General features: G+C 59.8%; 16 protein-coding genes. 3 read left to right on the top strand and 13 right to left on the bottom strand.

Annotated elements, in window-relative coordinates:
• The 4 genes from ASC90_RS17805 to ASC90_RS17790 all read right to left on the bottom strand — a co-directional run bounded on the left by ASC90_RS17805 (window position 1) and on the right by ASC90_RS17790 (window position 6,571).
• Window positions 1-3,153, bottom strand: a complete 3,153-nt coding sequence (locus ASC90_RS17805; RefSeq protein ID WP_056542998.1) for a multidrug efflux RND transporter permease subunit — start codon at window positions 3,151-3,153, stop codon at window positions 1-3.
• Between the two features lie 41 nt (window positions 3,154-3,194).
• A complete protein-coding gene (locus ASC90_RS17800) occupies window positions 3,195-4,394 on the bottom strand; it encodes an efflux RND transporter periplasmic adaptor subunit (protein WP_056542996.1) in 1,200 nt (399 codons plus the stop codon).
• Between the two features lie 234 nt (window positions 4,395-4,628).
• Window positions 4,629-4,916 (bottom strand): hypothetical protein, encoded by a 288-nt coding sequence (locus ASC90_RS17795; protein WP_056542993.1) that lies wholly within the window; start codon window positions 4,914-4,916, stop codon window positions 4,629-4,631.
• A gap of 152 nt (window positions 4,917-5,068) precedes the next feature.
• Window positions 5,069-6,571 carry a DegQ family serine endoprotease gene (locus ASC90_RS17790; RefSeq protein ID WP_056542991.1) on the bottom strand — a complete coding sequence of 501 codons (1,503 nt, stop codon included), beginning with the start codon at window positions 6,569-6,571 and terminating at the stop codon, window positions 5,069-5,071.
• 374 nt (window positions 6,572-6,945) lie between these two features.
• On the opposite strand from ASC90_RS17790, the gene ASC90_RS17785 reads away from it, so the two are divergent.
• Window positions 6,946-7,971 (top strand): substrate-binding domain-containing protein, encoded by a 1,026-nt coding sequence (locus ASC90_RS17785; protein WP_056543608.1) that lies wholly within the window; start codon window positions 6,946-6,948, stop codon window positions 7,969-7,971.
• 18 nt (window positions 7,972-7,989) lie between these two features.
• Here the strand turns inward: ASC90_RS17785 and ASC90_RS17780 are convergent, their stop codons facing one another.
• From ASC90_RS17780 to ASC90_RS17755, 6 genes are all read right to left on the bottom strand, one after another.
• Window positions 7,990-9,255, bottom strand: coding sequence for an ABC transporter substrate-binding protein (locus tag ASC90_RS17780; protein ID WP_056542989.1), 1,266 nt, complete (start codon window positions 9,253-9,255; stop codon window positions 7,990-7,992).
• A 25-nt stretch (window positions 9,256-9,280) separates the two neighbouring features.
• The gene (locus ASC90_RS17775) at window positions 9,281-10,117 is read right to left on the bottom strand and encodes a carbohydrate ABC transporter permease (RefSeq protein WP_056543606.1); all 837 of its coding nucleotides are present in this window, start codon (window positions 10,115-10,117) and stop codon (window positions 9,281-9,283) included.
• An 11-nt stretch (window positions 10,118-10,128) separates the two neighbouring features.
• Window positions 10,129-11,055: a sugar ABC transporter permease gene (locus tag ASC90_RS17770; protein ID WP_056542987.1), complete on the bottom strand. Its 927-nt coding sequence runs from the start codon at window positions 11,053-11,055 to the stop codon at window positions 10,129-10,131.
• Window positions 11,048-12,211 (bottom strand): ABC transporter ATP-binding protein, encoded by a 1,164-nt coding sequence (locus ASC90_RS17765; protein WP_056542986.1) that lies wholly within the window; start codon window positions 12,209-12,211, stop codon window positions 11,048-11,050. Before ASC90_RS17765 ends, ASC90_RS17770 begins: the two co-directional genes overlap by 8 nt.
• Complete coding sequence (locus ASC90_RS17760; RefSeq protein ID WP_056542983.1) at window positions 12,208-13,044, bottom strand: metallophosphoesterase; 837 nt, start codon at window positions 13,042-13,044, stop codon at window positions 12,208-12,210. Before ASC90_RS17760 ends, ASC90_RS17765 begins: the two co-directional genes overlap by 4 nt.
• Before the next feature lie 268 nt (window positions 13,045-13,312).
• Window positions 13,313-13,525, bottom strand: a complete 213-nt coding sequence (locus ASC90_RS17755) for a hypothetical protein (protein WP_056542981.1) — start codon at window positions 13,523-13,525, stop codon at window positions 13,313-13,315.
• 392 nt (window positions 13,526-13,917) lie between these two features.
• Here ASC90_RS17755 and ASC90_RS17750 point away from each other — a divergent pair, with 392 nt between their 5' ends.
• The gene (locus ASC90_RS17750; protein ID WP_056542979.1) at window positions 13,918-14,262 is read left to right on the top strand and encodes a hypothetical protein; all 345 of its coding nucleotides are present in this window, start codon (window positions 13,918-13,920) and stop codon (window positions 14,260-14,262) included.
• A gap of 426 nt (window positions 14,263-14,688) precedes the next feature.
• Here the strand turns inward: ASC90_RS17750 and ASC90_RS17745 are convergent, their stop codons facing one another.
• Window positions 14,689-15,579, bottom strand: a complete 891-nt coding sequence (locus tag ASC90_RS17745) for an AraC family transcriptional regulator (protein ID WP_056542977.1) — start codon at window positions 15,577-15,579, stop codon at window positions 14,689-14,691.
• A 133-nt stretch (window positions 15,580-15,712) separates the two neighbouring features.
• Here ASC90_RS17745 and ASC90_RS17740 point away from each other — a divergent pair, with 133 nt between their 5' ends.
• Window positions 15,713-16,492, top strand: coding sequence for an SDR family oxidoreductase (locus ASC90_RS17740; protein ID WP_056542974.1), 780 nt, complete (start codon window positions 15,713-15,715; stop codon window positions 16,490-16,492).
• Window positions 16,493-16,526: 34 nt separating this feature from the next.
• Here the strand turns inward: ASC90_RS17740 and ASC90_RS17735 are convergent, their stop codons facing one another.
• Window positions 16,527-18,101, bottom strand: a complete 1,575-nt coding sequence (locus tag ASC90_RS17735) for an MFS transporter (protein WP_056542972.1) — start codon at window positions 18,099-18,101, stop codon at window positions 16,527-16,529.
• Window positions 18,098-19,276: an HlyD family secretion protein gene (locus ASC90_RS17730; RefSeq protein ID WP_056542970.1), complete on the bottom strand. Its 1,179-nt coding sequence runs from the start codon at window positions 19,274-19,276 to the stop codon at window positions 18,098-18,100. Before ASC90_RS17730 ends, ASC90_RS17735 begins: the two co-directional genes overlap by 4 nt.
• Between the last annotated feature and the right edge of the window lie 370 nt (window positions 19,277-19,646).

Genomic DNA, 19,646 nt, shown 5'->3' with positions numbered 1-19,646 from the left:
TCAAACCTCTGAGGCGACCGCCCCTTTTGCGCGTCTCGTCCTGTACTCTTCGAAGCGCTGCAACACCACGTAGAAAGACGGAACGAACAGGACGGCAAGGCATGTCGATGCGATCATCCCGCTGAATACCGAGATGCCGATCGACTTGCGCGCGGAGGCTCCGGCTCCCGTGGCCAACACGAGCGGCAGGACGCCGAGTATGAATGCAAACGAAGTCATCAGGATCGGCCGAAAGCGCAAGCGTGACGCCTCGATCGCGGCCTCGACGATTTCCATGCCTTCCGCTCGCTTCTCTCGCGCATATTCGACGATCAGGATGGCGTTCTTCGAAGCAAGCGCGATGAGAAGGATGAGGCCAATCTGGGTATAGAGATTGTTGGCGATGCCGACAGCGGTCAGTGCTCCGACGGTGCCGAGAAGGGCGAGGGGAACGGCCAGCAGCACCGCGAGCGGCAGTATCCAGCTCTCGTATTGGCCGGCGAGCACGAAATAGACGAGAAGCATCGCCAATCCGAACACGACATAAATCTGCGATCCGACGGCCTTTTCCTGGTACGATAGTGCGGTCCAGTCGAAGCCGGCACCGGGCGGCAGCGTCCGATCCGCGATCTGCTCCATGACATGCAGGGCCTGGCCGGAACTAAACCCGGTCGCGGACCCGCCGACAATGGTCGCCGTTGGATAGAGGTTGTAGAGGCTGATCAAGGAAGGACCTTGCGCCGGGGTAATGTCGATGACGGTGCCAAGCGGGACCATGGTGCCATCGCCGGCTTTCACCTTCAGATTCGCGATGTTCTCGGCGTTGACGCGCGAGCCAGGCGCGGCCTGCACATAGACCTGGAACGTTCGGCCGAACTTGTTGAATTGCGTCACGTAGCTTGAGCCGACATAGCTCGAAAGGGCCGAGAAGACCTGGCCGACAGTCACGCCAAGCGCTTCGGCCTTGCTGCGGTCGACAGTGATATCCAGTTGCGGCACCTCGGCGCGAAAGGTCGAACTCAGCCGTTGCAGCGATGACTGGGAGTTGCCGTTGCTGACCACCGTCTCGGCAAGCTTCTGCAGCAAGGGATAGTCGAAGTTGCCGTTCCTGAGCTCGACCTGCATGGTAAAGCCGTTCGCATTGCCGATACCCTGGATTGGTGGTGGCACTATCACGACGGTGCGTGCCTGAAGTACCTCCCGCAGCGCACCGTTCATATGCTCATAGATCGAGAGCAGGTCCTGACCTTTCTGCTTGCCGCGTTCGTCCCAGTCCTTGAGCACGACATACGCCACACCCGCATTTTGAAGGCTGGCACTATTGTCGAGAACGGAAATGCCGCTGATCGTAAGGACCTGGTCGACGCCGGGGGTAGCCTGGGCGATTGCCCCGACCTGTTCCATGACCGCGTCCGTACGTTCTTTTGAAGCGCCATCCGGCAACTGCGCGCTGATCAGCACATAACCTTGATCCTCGACGGGCAAAAACGCCGTCGGCAGACGCGTCAATCCCCATACAGCAACGCCGATCAGTGCAAGCGCGACAATGACGGCCTTACCGCTGTGATGGACCAGACCGCCGATCAACCTGACGTAGCCCCTCTCCGCCGCGTCATAGACCCTGTTGAACCCGCGATAAAAGGCGTTTCGTTGCGCGGGCGGGACGGGAGGACGCAGCCAGAGAGCACATTGTGTTGGCTTCAGCGTCATCGCATTGATGGCGCTGATGAGCGCGGTCGCGGCTATCACGAGCGCGAACTGCCGGTAGAGTTGGCCCGTCAGGCCCGGCAGAAACGCTGCGGGAATAAACACCGCCATCAGGACCAGCGTGATCCCGATCACAGGGCCGAACAGTTCGTCCATCGCCTTTTCGGCCGCTTCCCTGCCGGGCATGCCTTCCTCGATCTTGCGGGCGACGCCCTCGACAATGACGATAGCGTCATCGACGACGATGCCGATGGCCAGAACGATGGCAAACAGGGTCGAAAGGTTCACGGTGAAACCGAGCGCAGCCATTGCGGCAAACGCACCGATGATGGTCACCGGCACGGTTGTGGCAGGCACGAGCATGGCGCGCCAGTCCTGAAGGAAGACAAGGATGACAATCAGGACCAGAACGCCGGCCTCTATCAGCGTCATGTAGACCTCGCCGATGGAAGCCTTCACGAATTTCGTCGTGTCGAAGGGAATCTGGTAGGTAAGGCCCGGCGGAAAGTCCTTGGCAAGCTCCGCCATTCGCGTCGATACCTCTTCGGCAACGGCAATGGCGTTGGCCTCCGGCAGCTGCGAAATGCCTATCCCGGCCGCTGGCCGGCCATTTTGCATGAACGACTGGCTGTAGCTTTGGGCACCGAGTTCGACGCGGCCAATATCCCGGATGCGCGTGATGCGCCCGCCATCCGTCGGATCCACCTTGACGATGATGTTCTCGTAGTCCGGCGCTTCGTTCAACCGGCCGTGCACGTTCAGCGTATATTGAAAATCCTGACCCTTCGGCACCGGCGGCAGCCCAATCTGGCCGGCAGCGACCTCCTGGCTCTGCTGTTGAACCACGTTGATGACATCCTGAGGCGTCAGGCCTCGCGCCTGCAGGAGATCGGGATCCATCCAGATACGCATGGCGTACTGGCCCGCGCCGAAGACGCTGACATTGCCGACGCCGGGCAGGCGCGCCAATTCATTCTGCAAATTGATCACAGCATAGTTCGACAGGAACAGGCTGTCATAGCGGCTGTCAGGCGAAGTGAGACTGACGAATCCGAGAATCGCCGTCGATTTTTTCTGGGTGGTGACACCCTGAACCTGCACCGACTCGGGAAGTGACGGGATCGCGATGGCGACACGGTTCTGCACGAGAACCTGTGCCTGATCGGGATCGGTGCCGATCGCAAAGGTCACGGTCAGGGAATAGGTGCCGTCGCTGGCACTCGTCGACTGCATGTACAGCATATCCTGCACACCGTTGACCTGCTGCTCTATCGGGAGGGCGATGGTATCGACCAGGGTCTTTGCGCTGGCGCCGGGAAAGCGCGTCGTCACCTGCACCGTGGGCGGAACCACGTTCGGATACTGGGCCACCGGCAACTGGAATAGCGCGACAACGCCGAGGAGAACGAACACCAACGCAAGGACGTTGGCAAGCACTGGCCGCTCGATGAAGAAGCGCGAGATCATGCTGTGGTCCTCGAGTGTTAGGCTCTGATGCGGCGGTGCAGTTATTGTGTCCCGGAGCTTGTCGCGGTTGCGCTCGATGCGTCGGCCGCGGCTGTTTTCATATCGATCTTCTCGGGCGATACCTTGCTGCCGGGAATGGCCTGCTGAATGCCTTCGGTGACGACCCAGTCCTCGGCCCCGATCCCGGACTCGATCACCCGTAGCGCGCCGTCGCGCTGGCCCGTCTTGACTGGCTTCTGCTCGACCGTGTCGTCTTTTCCGAGCACGAGCACGTAGCTGCCCAACTGGTTGGTTCCGACCGCGCTATCGCGCACCAGAAGAGCCTTGTCGTTGTGCCCGACTGGCACCCGGACACGCACGAAAAGACCGGGAAGCAAGGCGTGATCCTTGTTGTCGAAAAAGGCACGCACCTGGAGCGTTCCTGTCGACGTGTCGACCTGAGGCGACACATAGTCGAGATGACCCTTGTGGTGAAAACCGTCTTCATCCTGCAAAGAAATCTCGACCGGAATATTGGGAAGATCCAGTTGCGTTAACGTGCGGCCTTGCTTGGCGAGGAGTTGCTTGATCGACAAGACCTGTGTTTCGCTCACACTGAAATAAACGTAGAGCGGGTCGGTCTGCACGATCGTCGCGAGCTTGGTCGGCCCGGATACGCCAACAAGTTCTCCAATGTCTACGAGATGTTCGGTCACCGTTCCATCGAAGGGCGCAAGGACCTGCGTATAGCCCAGGTTTATCGTTGCGAGTTCCAGGCTTGCCTGCGCATTCAAAATGGTTGCATTCGCCTCGTCGAGCGTCGCCTTGGCGCTGTCGACAGCCGTTTGGGTCGTCACCTGCTGTTTGTTCAGGTTGAGCTGTCGATCATACTCCTGTTTCGCGCCCACCTGCGACGCCTGCGCGGAAGCCAGTGTCGCTTTTGCCTGGTCAACCTGGGCCCGGTAGGTATCGGGCTCGATGCCGAAGAGCTGCGTCCCCTTGGTCACCAGCGTTCCGTCGCGATAGTCGATCGATTGTACGTAGCCGATGACGCGGGCTTCGATATCGACGGCGTTGAGTGCTGCCGTGTTACCGGTGAGTTCGAAGTATTGCGTCACAGGCTGCTGGGCGGGAAGCGCGACACGCACCACGGGAGGAGGCGGCGGTGCGTAGGTATTGCTGCTTCCATCGCATGAGGAGATGAGTGCCGCGCTTAAAATCGCCACGGCGAGTTGCAGAGGTTGGCCGAACCCTTCACGCATTTTAACTGCCCCGACGCTTTGCAAGTCCCAGTCCCGATGCGTGGCCTGCCGATGCCCTGCGGCTTCGCAAGGTCAAAGCATGCAAGCAATATGAAACAGCAACGCTACGAATTGCAATAGGCGAGATGCGTAGGGGAAGTTGAGTGCGCACCCCAAGTCAGCTTGCTTAGCAGCTGGTGCGCCGCCGTTGACGGAGATATCCGACAATCGATTGGCCGGATATCCGAGCTTAGCTCAGTGAAGCGTGACCGATTCCGGACGGCTGGGGTCGCGTAGACGGAATTGCTCAATCAGTGTCATTGCCTGTTGGAGAAGGATTTCGGCTGCCCGCAGATTGGCGCTCGCAAGTTCGTCTGCGCTACCGCGAATTATGACTGCCAGATTTTGAGAATTGGCCGCAAAGTTGCGATTGCCTTCGACAAGCGCTTCCCTGGCGCTCACTTCAAGCGTTTCCGCCACGGCGTCCAGGATATCCCGGCGCTCGCGAACACTCATTTGAGCGATGGTTTTGGATCCTTCCATGACTATTTTCTTCTTTCCAACGATTGAAGCTCTACGAAACGGCAAAGCGGTCCCAGTTGACGCACGCAGTCCAAACAGTGGTTCTGGACCCATATAGGGGCCTGCGAGAAGAAGGGGACCGGCGCATTGTCACGCGCCGGTCCGTAACGATATCAGGCTGCGGCGAACGGAACCGCCACGAACGTCTTGCTCTCTCCGCGCTGGACGAGAAGCAGGACGGACTTCTTTTCCGCCTTCGCTGCGGCTGCGACCGCATTCTTCGCCTCGCTGGCGTCGTGAACGGTCTTGTCGTTCACGGAAAGAATGAGGTCTCCATTCTGCAACCCGGCCTTTGCAGCCGGCTTGTCAGGGGCAACATTCGCAACGACTGCGCCGGAAACATCCTGTGCAAGTCCGAGCTTTTCGCGAACCTCAGGTGTCAGGTCAGCGAGTGCAACGCCAATCTTCGGGCCACTCTGTGCCTTCTCATCGGCCTTGGCTGCAGCTTGCTGTACGCCGTCGTCATTGCCCCCGATCGCGACCGCAAGGTCGACGCTCTTTCCGCCGCGCCAAACAGTCACGGTTTCCTTGTCACCTGGCGAGAGATCGGCAACGAAGCGCGACAGATCCCTTGGCGTCGACACGCTCTCATTGCCGACACTCGTAACGATATCACCAGCCTTCAGGCCAGCATTGGCCGCAGGTGAATCCTTGGTGACATCGGCCACCAGTGCGCCCTGTGGCTTGGCGAGGCCCATCGCGTCCGCGACATCCTGGGTGACGGGCTGTATCTGGACGCCAAGGTATCCATGATCGATGGAACCGCTCTTCTGCAGCTTGGCAACAATCTTCTGCGCTTCGTCGGACGGAATGGCAAAACCGACGCCAACGCTGCCGCCATTCGGCGAGTAGATCGCGGTGTTGATACCGACGACATTTCCGTCATGATCGACGAGCGGGCCACCGGAATTCCCGTGGTTGATCGGCGCGTCGATCTGGATGAAGTCGTCGTACGGGCCGCTGTGAAGGTCTCTGCCGCGTGCCGAGACGATACCTGCCGTTACCGTCGTACCGATGCCGAAGGGATTGCCGATCGCAAGAATCTGGTCGCCCAGCTTGAGCTTGCTGGAGTCGCCCCAAGCCATCGTCGGCAGTGGCTTCGATGCGTCCACCTTGACCACAGCCAGATCGGCCTTGGTGTCCGCGCCAACCAATTTGGCCGGCAATTCAGTGCCGTCGTCGAGAGTGACCTTGATGTCGGTGGCGTTCGCGATCACGTGGTTGTTGGTGACGATGTAGCCATCCGGGCTGATGATGAATCCCGAGCCCAGTGCCTGCGCATGTTCACCTGACTGCGGGGAAGGGGCCTGGCGTGGAGTCGGAATGCCCTGCTGCTCGAAGAAATGCTTGAACTGTTCCTGCATCTCCGAATTGTCGGCGGTGTCGCTTGTATCCGCCACGGCCTTCATGGTCGTCACGATTGTCACAACGGCAGGCTTATCCGCATCGACGACAGAGGCGAAGGAGCCGTTCGAAGCGTTATTTGTCAAAGCGGCGCTTGCGGGCGATGCGACGGCCGACGATGTCTCGAAAGCGTAGGGTAGCGACGCCGCGCCGACAATGATTGCGGCGCCCAGCAAAGCGGCTGATCGGCGGCGATTGAGGATATTTGACATGATCTCGGTCCTAGGGTGGGTTGCTCGATCGCGGGAGAGCTTTCGTCCGAAAACTTAACGCGTGGGATAAATATGAAGACCGGCGCATGTAGTTTCAAATTAAATATAGGTTAGTTTTTCATTACGAAACATCCATGATTACATCAATTTAATGTTCCGATTTGTAGTATATACAATTCTGTACTTATGTGAAGAAATATACTCCGAAGAAGCCTCCTCGCTTTACCCGTCATTCTTCACGCTGGAGCCCAAGCTGCGGCTTGGCATGAAACATCTATGTAACGCCCGGCCCGGTGGATGCCGTCGCCGTTACCAAGTTGACATGAAAGGATGTCAAACGTCGCCTTCTCAGACATATGGAGTATCGCGCAGAAATGGCCACACTCAAGCAAGTCGCGCTCCACGCAAAATGCTCAGTCGCAACCGCCAGCCGTGTTCTCAACCATAGCGGACCGGTCAGCCAAGCGGCGGTTCTTCGGGTTCGTCGGGCTGCGGCCGAGATCGGCTATCGGACGTCAGGGACCACCGGCAACCGGACGCGGCGACCGGTTATTGGCGTCCTGATCCCCAGCATCGCCAATCCAGTATTTGCCGCATCACTTTCCGGCATTCAAAATCGAATGCTCGCTGCGGGACATGGCGTGCTTATTGCCCAATCCAACTACGATCCGGATCAAGAGCTAAACGCTGTTGAAGCGTTGCTGAGCGAACGACCGACTGGCCTGATACTGACCGTCTGCGATGGCAATACCAGTCGCGCCCTTTCCGGGAAACTGCCGCCGACGGTCCTGCTGCACAATCTGCCGACGGCGGATTTCCCGTCAGCCGTGACGGTGAACAACCACGAAGCCGGTCGCAAGGTCACCGAGTATCTGCTGTCGATGGGACACCACCGGATTCTCTTCGTCTCCGGAAACTTCGCAGCGTCCGATCGGGCGTGCCTGCGATATCAGGGCCACAGCCAGGCCATGGCAGCGGCTGGTTGCGAACGATTTGGTGCCCTGCAGATTTCCTTCCTTACCGGGTATGATGAACTGGACCTCGCTGAGCCGGTCGCACGGCTGCGTCCGACGGCCATCATCGCGTCCAACGATCTTCTGGCGCTTGGGGTCATCGGCGCACTGAGGCGTGACGGCCTTCGTGTTCCTCACGACATTTCCGTCGCGGGATTCGACGGAATTTCTATCGGCCGGCTGTCCGACCCCCAACTGACCACGATCGAGATGCCCGATGCCAGCATGGGAACGACAGCCGCAGCGCTTCTACTCGATATCGCGGAAAACGGCGTGCCACCCCGCCATCTCGAACTTGCGCACAGGCTTCGCAAGGGTGGAACTGTGCGGGCGATAAACGGCTGCACGGACACGAACGCTGCCACATCCATTGGTGCGGCAGCGTAAGCGTCAACGCACCTCTAGTCAGCTGCGCGGCAGCATGCCCTCGACGTCAGCAGCAGCGTCGTCCAAAGCCTCCTTCGGGGTCGCTGACTGGTCAACGACACGCGAGAGGTTGTCAACGATCGTCTGCGTGACCTTGACACCGTTGGAGCCCGGGAAGGCATACCACGGGACCATCAGCGACATTTGGCTCAGGCCTGCCTTGAACAGCGGGTTCTTCTCGTAGAAATCACCGAGATAGTCGGCCGACTTGGCGGCAAGCTCGTTGTTCGGCACATAGCCGGTGCCGGGCACGACGACAGAGGCGCCGTAGGGGCCGGCCGCAAACTTGGCGAATTTCCAGGCGGCTTCCTGCTTGGCGCTGTCCTTTGTCAGGATGACGACGGCGTTGCCACCGGTCGGCAGCCGACCGTTGACCGGATCGAGCAGCGGGATCTTCGCAGTGCGCAGATCGAACTTGGTGCCGACATTCTTGATGGTGTTGCGCAGAGCACCGGTGGTCTGGAACGTGAAGCCGACCTTGCCGGCAGCGAACGCCTGCTCACCTGCGGACTTGGTAAAGACCGGTAGGCCGCCTTCCTTGGCCATGCTGGCGATGACTTCCACGGCCTTCTCACCTTCAGGACCGTTGAATGTAACCTTGCCTTCGTCGTCGCTGAGCATCTTGCCGCCGGCGCCGAAGAGGAGGGCGGAGAACATCCAGTCATCGCCCTGCCAGCGGAAGTCGATGCCATCGACGCCGTTGCCAAGCGCCTTGATCTTGCCGCCGAGGGCAATGACGTCATCCCAGGTCTTCGGTGGGTTCTCGGGATCGCCACCGGCAGCCTTCACCAGATCGGCGTTGTAGTACATGATCGGGTTGGAGGTCGCGAACGCGAGGCCGATCTGCTTGCCCTTGACCTGAGCAAGTTTCAGGATGGTATCCGAGAACCCCTGCTCGGCCATGTTGCCGTCCTTCTGGATCAGCGGTCCGAGATCGACGGCGACATCACGCTCATCGATCATGCGCAGACGGTTGAGACCGATAAAGGTCAGGTCCGGCATTTCGGAGGTGCCGACCTGACGAAGGATCGTCTGGATGCCTTCCTCGTAGGTCGCCGAAGGGCTCGCGAACTGGATCTTGATATCGGGATTTTCTTCCATGAACTTCTTCGAGATCGTGTCCATCACGTCTTTGAAGAAGCCCGGCATCGGGTAGTGGACCGTCAGCGTCGTCTCGGCGTAGGCCGGTACGGTTACCGCCATCGAAATGGCTGCTGCGGCGAGAATCTGGGTGATAGGCTTCATCGCTCGTTCTCCTGTTGGAAACCGGTCAACCTTTGAGACCGGTCATGGTGATGCCCTCGACGAAGCGTTTCTGGGCAAGCAGAAAGGCGGCGACGAGGGGAAGGGTGATAATCATGGTAGCGGCCATCAACGCGCCGTAGTCGTCGCCGGCTTCGGCGGCGCGGAAGTACATCAGGCCGAGAGGCGGCGTGGCATAGCCCTGCTTGCTGATGACCACGAGGGGCCAGTAGAGGTCGTTCCAGTGGGCGACGACCGAGAAGATGGCAAAGGCAGTCACGGCCGGCCAGGCGTTGGGCACGATGACGCGAGCGACGATACCAAGTTCTGACATGCCGTCGAGCCGCGCGGCGTGGATCAGATCATCCGGCATCGCACGGAAGAACTGCAGGAACATGAAAATCGCAAAGACGGATATAGAGAACGGCGCGACCAGCGCGGTGTAACTGTTGAGGAGCGACAGGCTGTCAAAGGCGACGTACAGCGGCAGGGCGGTCGCATGGATCGGCACCAGCAAGCCGAGCATGACCAGCACCATCATCATCCGAGCGCCGCGAAATGTCAGCTTGGCCATGGCGTAGGCGCAGGGAATGGCAATCAGCACCTGGAAGAAGAAGATCAGGCCGCAGACGAGGACGCCATTCCACAGCAGCGTCGCCATTGGAACACGCGCAAGGGCCTTGGCGAAGTTGGCGACGTAGTAGAAGTGCTCAGGAACCAGCGACAAGGCGGACGTGAAGATATCGCTCTGCGCCTTTCCGGCCGTCGAAAGCATGAAAACGTAGGGCGCAAGGAAAACGAGCGCTCCAAGCGAAAGCAGTGCCAGGCGACCGACGCGACCGAAGGTCCAGCCCTTGGCGATCATGGTGTTCGTGCTCATGAGTAGTGCACCCGCCGGTCGAGGACATTGTATTGGAGGAACGTCAGCACCACGAGAATGGCAAGGAAGACCACCGTCATCGCCGAGGCGTAACCAACCCGGAGATAGATGAAGCCTTCCTGGTAGATGCTGAAGAGCAGCACTTCCGAGGCATGGTTGGGGCCTCCCTGCGTCAGCGTCTGCACAGTTTCGAACACCTTGACAGCATTGATCGTGCTGATGGTCGTCACGAAGAGGGTCGTCGGTCCGAGCATCGGCCAGGTGACGAGCGCAAAGCGGTCGAAGGCGGACTTCGCGCCATCCACTTCGGCGGCGGCGTAGAGTTCCCGCGGGATCGCCGTGAGGCCAGCGAGGAACAACACCATATTGAACCCGACCGACTGCCATATCCCGATGATCGACAGGCTGTAAAGCACGGTGCCGGAGGCGGCCAGCCAGTTTGGCCCGGGGATGCCGACCAGCGCCAGCAGGGCATTGATCGGGCCGATGGTCGGATGGAAAAGATACTGCCAGACGGTTGCCATGGCGACGATCAGCGAGGCGACCGGCAGGAAATAGGCGGTGCGAAAAAAGCTGCGCGCCGTCGTTTCGCTCTCAATCAGGAGCGCCACGCCAAGTGCCAGTGCAATCGAGACGGGCGCGACGATGGCGGTGTAGACGGTGGTGTTCCACAGCGACTTGCGGAAGGTGCGGTCAGTGATCAGCTGGGCGTAGTTCTCGAAGCCGACGAGGCGGAACTTGCCCATGCCGAGCTCGAAGTTGGTGAAGCCGAGGAAGACCACGGCGGCCACCGGCAGCAGCACGAAGACAACGATGAGAACGATGGCTGGCAGCGCCAGCAGCCATGCCGTGCGGGCCTCGGCGCGTTCGTGATGGGCTGCGGTCTTGCGGATTGGCTGAACGCCGGAGGCGACGCTAGCCATGCGCCTTCTCCATCATCTTGTCGGCAGCGACCGGCACAGTCTTCAGACGGCGCCCGTCGTCGGCAAAAACCATGGCCTTATCCGGCGCTAGCGACAGCGCCACAGGCATCCCCGACGCCACCCCAGCAGCTTCGGCCGGCGACAGCTTGGCGATCATGATTTCGCCGATGGCATCGAGCCGGCAGTAAAGGATCACTTCGGAGCCGAGAAATTCGATGCGCTCGACGTGGGCGGCAAGCCCGCCATGCCTGCTTTCGGAAAGGCCGACGAATTCGGGGCGGATCGCGAGACTGACGGTCACACCGCCAAAATCCCGATCCCCTAGAGCAAGGCTGATACCGCCGAAGGAGACCAGGCCATTCTCTGCGCGCGCCGCCACGACGTTGATGCGCGGCTGGCCGACGAAGCGGGCGACCTCGATATGGGCTGGATCGTCGTAGATCGATTGGGGACTGGCGAGTTGCAGCAGATTGCCCGCGATCATCACTGCCACGCGATCGGCCATTGAAAGGGCCTCCGCCTGGTCATGCGTGACATAGACGGTAGGAACGCCGGCCCGGCGATGCAGCTCGACGATCTCGCCGCGCGCATGGACGCGCAGATTGGCGTCAAGATTGGAGAGCGGCTCGTCCATCAGAAAGACGCTGGGCTGGCGGACCATGGCGCGCGCGAGCGCCACCCGCTGGCGCTGGCCGCCCGACATCTGGCCCGGCTTGCGATCGAGCAGGTGGTCGATCTTTAACGCCTCGGCCATCTCGGTGACGTCCCGGGCGATCCCGGCACGCGTGCTGCGCTGACCGGGCATGAAGGTGCCGACGAAAGGCAGGCGCTGACCCCGCGAAAGCCGGCGCATGGCAAGCGGCACGGCGATGTTCTGGCTGGCCGTCAGATGCGGATAGAGCGCGTAGGACTGGAACACCATGGCGATGTTGCGGTCGGCGGCGGCGATGGCTGACATGTCCTCGCCGTCGATGATAATCTCGCCGCCATCGGCGTGATCAAGGCCTGCGAGAATGCGCAAAAGAGTACTCTTGCCGCAGCCGGAAGGACCGACAAGGGCAATGAACTCCCCCGGTGCGACATCCAGGCTGACACCCTTTAAGATCGAGTTCCCCGAAAAGGACTTGGTGATGCCGCGAAGCGAGAGCGCGGTCATTGAGCCTGCTCGCTATGCTTTTTAGGTGCAGCCTGCGGGTAGACTTCCTCGACAACGTCATCGAGGAAATAGGCGGTCATGCCGGGCACAGCGACGAGCTCGCTCGTGACGTCTTCGCCGAATTCGTGTACGGCCGCGCCGATCAGGCGCTCGCCCGGCATTTCGCGTTCCATCTTGTCGAGGATGAAGGCGGTCGGTGGTGCCCAGACGAGTGCAGTCTGGCCGAACTGGCCTTTCCAGCTCCAGTGTAGATGTCCGCTGCCAAAGAAGGCGACGTCGTGGGCGGCGATCAGATCATAGAGCCGGCGACGCTGCAGCGGGCGAACGCTCCAGTAGCCGGTATCGCCTTCCTGGGCATCGTCAACGAAAAGCGGTTTGTGGGCGAAGATCGCAACGCGGCGGCCACCACGCTCGGCCAGCGTCCTTTGGAGCCAGTCGAACTGCGCCTGCTCCTCTGTATCCTCGCAGCCCATCAGCAGGCTGTCGAGACCGATCAGTCGCCAATCGCCGATATCCTTCACCCAGTAATCGGGACCGACAATGCGGCGCCAGCGTGCAAGCCGCTCCGCATTGACCGGCTGGGCAGAACCCGGCAGATGCCCGACATCGTGGTTGCCGGGAACGATCAGCATGGGCACCGAGACCTGTCGCATCAGGTCCATGGAAAAGCTGAGATCCTCGTCGCTGTCGGCGCCATCGACGCTCAGATCCCCTGTGTGGACGACAAGATCGGCGCCGGTCTCGTTTATCCAGCACACCAGAGGCGCCCAGTTGCCGTTGAAGTGTGGCTTGCTCTGGCTGAGATGGGTGTCGGTGATCTGGATGATCTTCATTTGTGCACGCTCCGCTGCGAAAGACCGGGTCCGCAATACGAGCGGGCTGCCTTCGTGCGGTCTCTTTAGAGTCGTTGCGTGTCACGACAGTAACAACTGTTTCCACCGGGGTTACAGTATCGTCAGATAAACGTCATGCAGGTCCGCGATCCGCCTTCGACCGGCCGTTGCGCGCGGCCGGCAGCTTCCACGATTTGGCCGACGGTGTATTCTCCTTTACCGGTCCATGTCAGGAACGGGCCAAAGGCCAGTGAGCCGACCCGGCGCGTTATGCATCGTAGGACAGTGATCGCTTGACCGCGCGGCGCAATACCTCGACCTGGTCTTCAAACGCTGGACAGCTGAGAATTGCGCTGGGCGTATCGGGCGTCAGGCCACATCGAATTGTGTAGGTTGGTTTGGCGTGAACGCCGAAAGCCCTGACGAGTGGCTGGATCTGGCTGTAGCCTCCAATCACGGAGGAATCCTCGAAGCAGAACATGTGCTTGTCCTCACTGGCTATCAATTGATCTTGGCTGTGAGGATAAGCTTGAAGGCGGTTCTGCGTAATCATACCGAAGTTTAGGCCAGCCGATACCGAGGCACGATCTTACCTATGCCAGTGGAATCGGAAGGCCGCGGCAGCAGCAGGTGCCATCCGCATAGAACGCCGAATCCTAACAGATCGTTGGCATTCCGAGACCCAGAGGCTGCGGCGAGGAGGATCGCCCCCCGTAGGAAGTACCACAATCGCGCGATATCACCGGAGCTATAATTGTCGCGACCAAACGTGAACAGAAGTGAACGAAAACGGAGAAATGTGGCAAGCGAATACCTGTTTCGCTGCACATATATTGTGTGTTGGCTGCAGACAGCCACTTAAGGAAGATTATCATGTCCATGCTTCGAAAGATCGCAGCAACGAGCCTGCTTACCCTGACGCTCGCAGTCGGTTCCATCGCAACAGTAACGCCAGCACTCGCGCATGGCGGCGGGGGCGGGGGCGGAGGTCATGGGGGAGGCGGCGGCCACGGAGGAGGGTTTGGCATGAGCAGTCACTTCGGCGACGAAGGAAACCGCGGCCGCGCGTCTTTCGGTGGCGATCACTTTGCCGGTCGCTTCCGCGACCACAGGCCGTTCTTCTTTGGCGACGACGACGACTATTATTACGATCAATGCCAGTGGCAATGGAGCCACAACCAACTCGGCCATCCCGTCAGGATCGAGGTATGCTACTGATCTCCCGTGATCGCCCTTCGGGGTGACGATAGGGCCGCGCAGGCGAAGTAGCAGGCGCGCTCAAAAGCTCCGTCTCATCGAAATGCCGTCGCTGTCTCAGGCATAGCGCCATAGGCAGCGACCGCGCGGCGTTCGTCCCACCACAGAAGACCGACAATTCCGTTGCGACCGCGCGCTCCACGCTGCAGACGGCGCTCGCTCATCCAGATCGATATGGGAGTGAATGCTTTCCATTGCGGCTTCCTTACGAATGACAACTCATTGGTATCATTCGCAAGTCGCACATCCTTGAGCCCACCCCGCCTGCACGAGGATGCGGCGTAATCTATCTTATGGAACATGCGATCTTGCAGCTTCAAGCGCCGAGCCACCAAACACGTATTTGCCAAGATGAACTCACATCCCACCGCTCCCGGGATCCACAACTCAAGACGATACACGTCTCAAAGCGATCGCGTCGCGCCTTGGCGGAGCACCGAACATGCGCGCGTACTCGCGGCTGAACTGTGAAGGGCTTTCGTACCCAACTTGGAATGCTGCCGCCTCGATATTGGCCGCCGCCGAAATGATGAGGCGGCGCGCTTCGAGCAATCGGAGGCGCTTCTGGTATTGCAGCGGCGTCATTGAGGTCAGGGCCTTGAAATTGCGGTGGAAAGCCGATGGACTCAATTGGGCCATCTCCGCCAGCTCCTCGATGCGAACTGCTTCGGTGAAGCGATCCCGCAGGCTGTGAATAGCAGCGACTATGCGCTGAGAGTGGCTGGTCGCCATCGTCAGCTTCGCGATTTCGCCTCCGTGCGGGCCGGTCAGGAGCCAGTAGCTGATCTCGCGCGCAATCGTTGGCTGAAGTGTCGGTATTGCCTGAGGTGTGCCGAGCAGCCGGACCATACGCAACACGCACTCGGCAAGTGGCCCCTGGAAGTCTGTCACGCAGATGGCTTGACCCACATCTCCCTTGGCCGTTGGGCGCGCGTTGAGCCCTTCCATGACTTCACGCATGATCCCCAGGTCGAACTCGATGATGAGCCCCAGATAAGGCTCGGTGGGGCTGGCTTGCGTCACGCGACCAACCGCCGGTATCTCGACACTGACGATCAACGCCTCTCCCGCCCTGTATTCGTGCCTGGTATTGCCAACAGTCGTCCATTTCGCACCCTGCACGACGATGCAAAGCGCCGGTTTGAGAACCATATGGGCCGGCGGTTTCTCGTGATCCGATCGCAAAATGGTCAGCCCATCGACCGGTGTGACATATGGGCTCTCTCCGGGCTGTGCAGCGGTATAGCGCGTAATGGTTTTTACCAACTCGTCCAGCATGCGCGTACCTCGCTAGGTCCTGCAGTTTCCGCAGGTCAATGGAGCAGTAATAGGCAAGAAATGGGAAGGTTCGGACATTCGCGCAAGACCGTAAATCTCGTAATCTTGGTCCATTGAGCAAATGGAGCACACAATGCCAACAATCGAGACCTCAGAAACAAACCGCAGGATCGCAGTTGTCACCGGTGGCAGCCGCGGTCTTGGCCGCAACACCGTGATCAATCTCGCCCAACGCGGCGTCGATACGGTTTTCACATACAGATCGAATGAATCGGAAGCCGCGAAGGTGACTGATGAAGCCGCAGCAATGGGACGCAAGGCAATCGCACTCCCGCTCGATACAGGGCGCGTTGGCGCCTTCGACGCCTTCGTGGAAACGCTCCGGCAGGCACTTGAGGAGCTCGAAGCCGATCGCTTCGACTATCTCGTCAACAATGCCGGCACCTCGCATCACGGTTCGATCGAGGAGACCACCGAAGCGGAGCTTGACGCGCTGTATGAGGTACATTTCAAGGGTGTGTTCTTCCTCACGCAAAAGCTGCTGCCCCTCATCAGGGACGGCGGACGGATTATCAATGTATCGACGGGCTTGACTCGCATCATCGTGCCCGGAAGCGCCCCTTACGCCTCGATGAAGGCCGCCATCGAAACGTTCACGAAATATCTTGCGAAAGAACTCGGTCCTCGCCGCATCGCCGTCAACGTCGTCGCCCCGGGCGCCATCGCTACCGATTTCAGCGGCGGCATGGTTCGTGATAATCCCGACCTCGGCAAGCGTGTTTCAGACATGACGGCGCTGGGGCGCGTGGGCGTGCCGGACGACATCGGCCCGATGATCGCGTCTCTGCTGTCCGAGGACAATCGTTGGGTCAACGCGCAACGGATAGAGGTTTCCGGCGGCATGGCCATATAGTGCGCCGGCAGCGGCTGCATGGCTACCCAACACGTTAGCGGCGCGGGCTGAGCGGCCCTTCGGGAGCCTGTCCCATCAGGCTCGCGAGCACCAGCCCGGCAATGGCTGCCCAGAACGAGATGAGGAAGCCATCGGCATAGGCCAGGACGTATGCCTGCGCACTGACCTGCTTGGACAGTGTCACCAGCGCGTCCGCGGACGGCGCTTCGGAAATTGTCTGAAAAATGGGACGCAGTGTGGAAAGGACTTTCTCCGTTGCCGGGGCTGCTTCCGTAACGTGCGTCCCGAGGACGTTGGAGTGAAACTGCTCGCGCTTGCTAACAAATGTGGCCATCAGGGTGGCCGAAAGTTCCGCGCCGCCCAACCTGACCACCTGGACATAGGCGGCATTCGCTGTCGATTTTTTCGGATCGGCATTCGATAGAATGTAGGTGATCGCCGAGAGAAGGGTAAATCCCTGACCCACGATCTGTATGATGACGAGAACGGTGAAGTTCTGAAGCGCCCAGACACCGGTCAGGGGCGTCGCCAGAAGCGATCCGACGCCCATGCAAGTGAAACCGATGATAAGGCCCCAGCGGGCATCGAGAATGTGAAGCACGAACGCCGCGAGAGCGATCGACAGGAAGAGCGGGAAGATGACTGCCGGAATATAGAGGTCGCCAATCTGCACCGGGCGCAGGCCCACGACCGTCTCGAGATAACCGGGAATCAGAAGGAAAGTCGGGGAAGCGGCAACAATGAAGAGGACGATCGCAGCAAAACCCAGAACCAGGTTCTTTGATGCCAGTACACTTGTGTGTGCCCACGGATGGCGAACGATGCGTTCATTGATGACGAAGGCGATTGCCAGCAACCCGCCGGCGATAAGAAGGACGGTCACTGTCCCGGACTGAAACCAATTGAGCCGCAAGCCCTGGTCCAAACCGACATAAATCATCGTCATCGAAGAACCGAGCAGCAGCATTCCTCCCCAGTCGGCGGTTGCGAGTTGTGCTTTGTCTATCGGCTCGCGGGTCGCGCCCAAGACAATCAGCAGAGCCGTCAGCGGCGTGAGGAAGACATCCTGCCAATAGAGCCATTCGAGGCCCAGATGCTCCGTGTAGAGGCCAACGAGAAAGACTCCAAGGTTCTGCGAGAGCGGTAACCGCATGCTGTAGATTGCAAGGCCGATGATCCAGTAGCGGCGATCGAGATTGCGCAGGGTAATCATGATTGTTGCCGGTATGAATACACCGAGCAACAACGCCCGGACGATATGAAGTGCGATCAGCGCGCCGAGGCCGTGCATGAATGGAATGATCAGGGATATCACGGCGTAGACAAGGCAAGGACCCACCATCACCCTGCGGACGCCAAAGACGGTGACAAGCCAGGCAACTGCCGGAGCGATAAAGATCTGAGGCGCGGCAGCGAAGGTGGCGAGCCACGAAGCCTGATCGACACTGAGGTCGAACGCGCCGCGCAGGTCAGTCAGGCCAACGCTGAAAACGCGTGTATCAAAGCCGACAGTAAAGGAAGACAGCATGAGCGCTGCCACCACGAGCAGGGGGCGATTGTGGCCCGCCGCATGCCCTGCGTCCGAGCCTGTCGCAACCACGGAACTCATGGCGTTTCAGCGGAGTTCGAGCCGTCTGGTGTGTTCACTCTAACCAGGACGGACAATCCTGCACGCAGCTTGGGCACCAGCGGCTGGCCGGGATCGAATTCGATCTTGATCGGAACGCGCTGCACGACCTTTGTGAAATTGCCGGTTGCGTTGTCGGGTGGCAGGAGCGCGAATACCGCACCGCTCGCAGGCGAAAGGCCAACGATCTTCCCAGTCACTTTTTGGCCAGGATATGTGTCAATTGTTATTTCGGCGACGCTGCCCGGCTTCATGCGGGCAAGCTGCGTTTCCTTGAAATTGGCCGCGATGTAGAGGCTGGACAGCGGCACGATGGAAATCACGCTCGTCCCAACGCCTACGTAGTCGCCCACATGGGTGAGGTTCAAGCCGACAACGCCGTCGTAGGGAGCGTAGATGCGCGAATACTTCTGCTGGAGCAGCGCTGTCGACAGATTAGCGCCTGCGGCGTCGACTTGCGCCTGCAGGGATGCTTCCTGTCCTTTTAGCACTTTCAACTGGGCTTTCTGCTGCTCGATATTGGCAGTTGTAGCCTCAACTGCGGCTTGCGCCTGCAGATGGGCGGCCTGGGCGGCCTGCAGGTTCTGCTTGGTGGTAGCATCGCCGAGTGCCACCTGCCGGACAGCCTCTTCTCCGGTCTGAACCTCCTGGGCGACGGCCGAATCGCGCTGGGCTATGGCAGCGTTGATGACGGCCGACTGAAGATCTTCCTGGTTGGATAGGTTTGCGAAGCTTGCTTTCGCAGCGTCGACATTGGCCGTTGCAAGCCTGACGGCCGCATCATAGAGGTCCGGGTCAATCTCGACGATCAGTTGGCCCGCCTTTACCGATTGGTAATCCGAAACGCCGAGCGTTTTGATATTGCCACTGATCCTTGAACTGAGCGTGGACACGTCCGCCGCTACGTAGGCATCGTCCGTGGTCTGGACGGCGGAGTTTACCTCCCACTGGCTCCAATTGACGATAGCGCCAATGCCGAGGCCAACTGCCAAAACGGTTGCGGTGACGGGTATGATCAGTCGCTTCAACGGACCGCTGGAGGGGCCGCTGTTACCCGCCGGCACTCCGGACGCGGGTGGTGCCGGCAGATGAGTCGGAATCGGTTGCTCCGTACGGGCGTTGGTTTCCAAATTCGCGGACTCAGCAACTTTGATCATTTCCCCACCTCGATAAGTCGGCGTTTCAGCCAGGTTCCAACACCCTTCTCAGCATTCCCATTAAGCCCGTGGCGGCGATTTTCCGCGATAAGGAACGGTGTTCGCGGTGCCGGCTCACAACTGCCGATCCGGGTAACCGGCGGCTCACATCGGTCTCAGATCAGGATCGCACTTCTAGTATGGAACGGAGAATACCGATGGTCACGGCGGCCGAATATCATACGTAGGTGTAGACTAGGCTACCCCATTCTCCACCGAGACTTCCGCGCTCAGATCGGCAACAATTTCAGCAATCGAATGGGCCTTTCCGCAGGCCGCAAGGGCAGACTCAGGCGCGGCTTTATTCCCTCACACCGGGTTGGAGACTTCC

The organism is Rhizobium sp. Root1220 (assembly GCF_001426265.1).
GTDB lineage: Bacteria > Pseudomonadota > Alphaproteobacteria > Rhizobiales > Rhizobiaceae > Rhizobium.
This window is presented reverse-complemented; position numbering and strand designations above follow the sequence as displayed.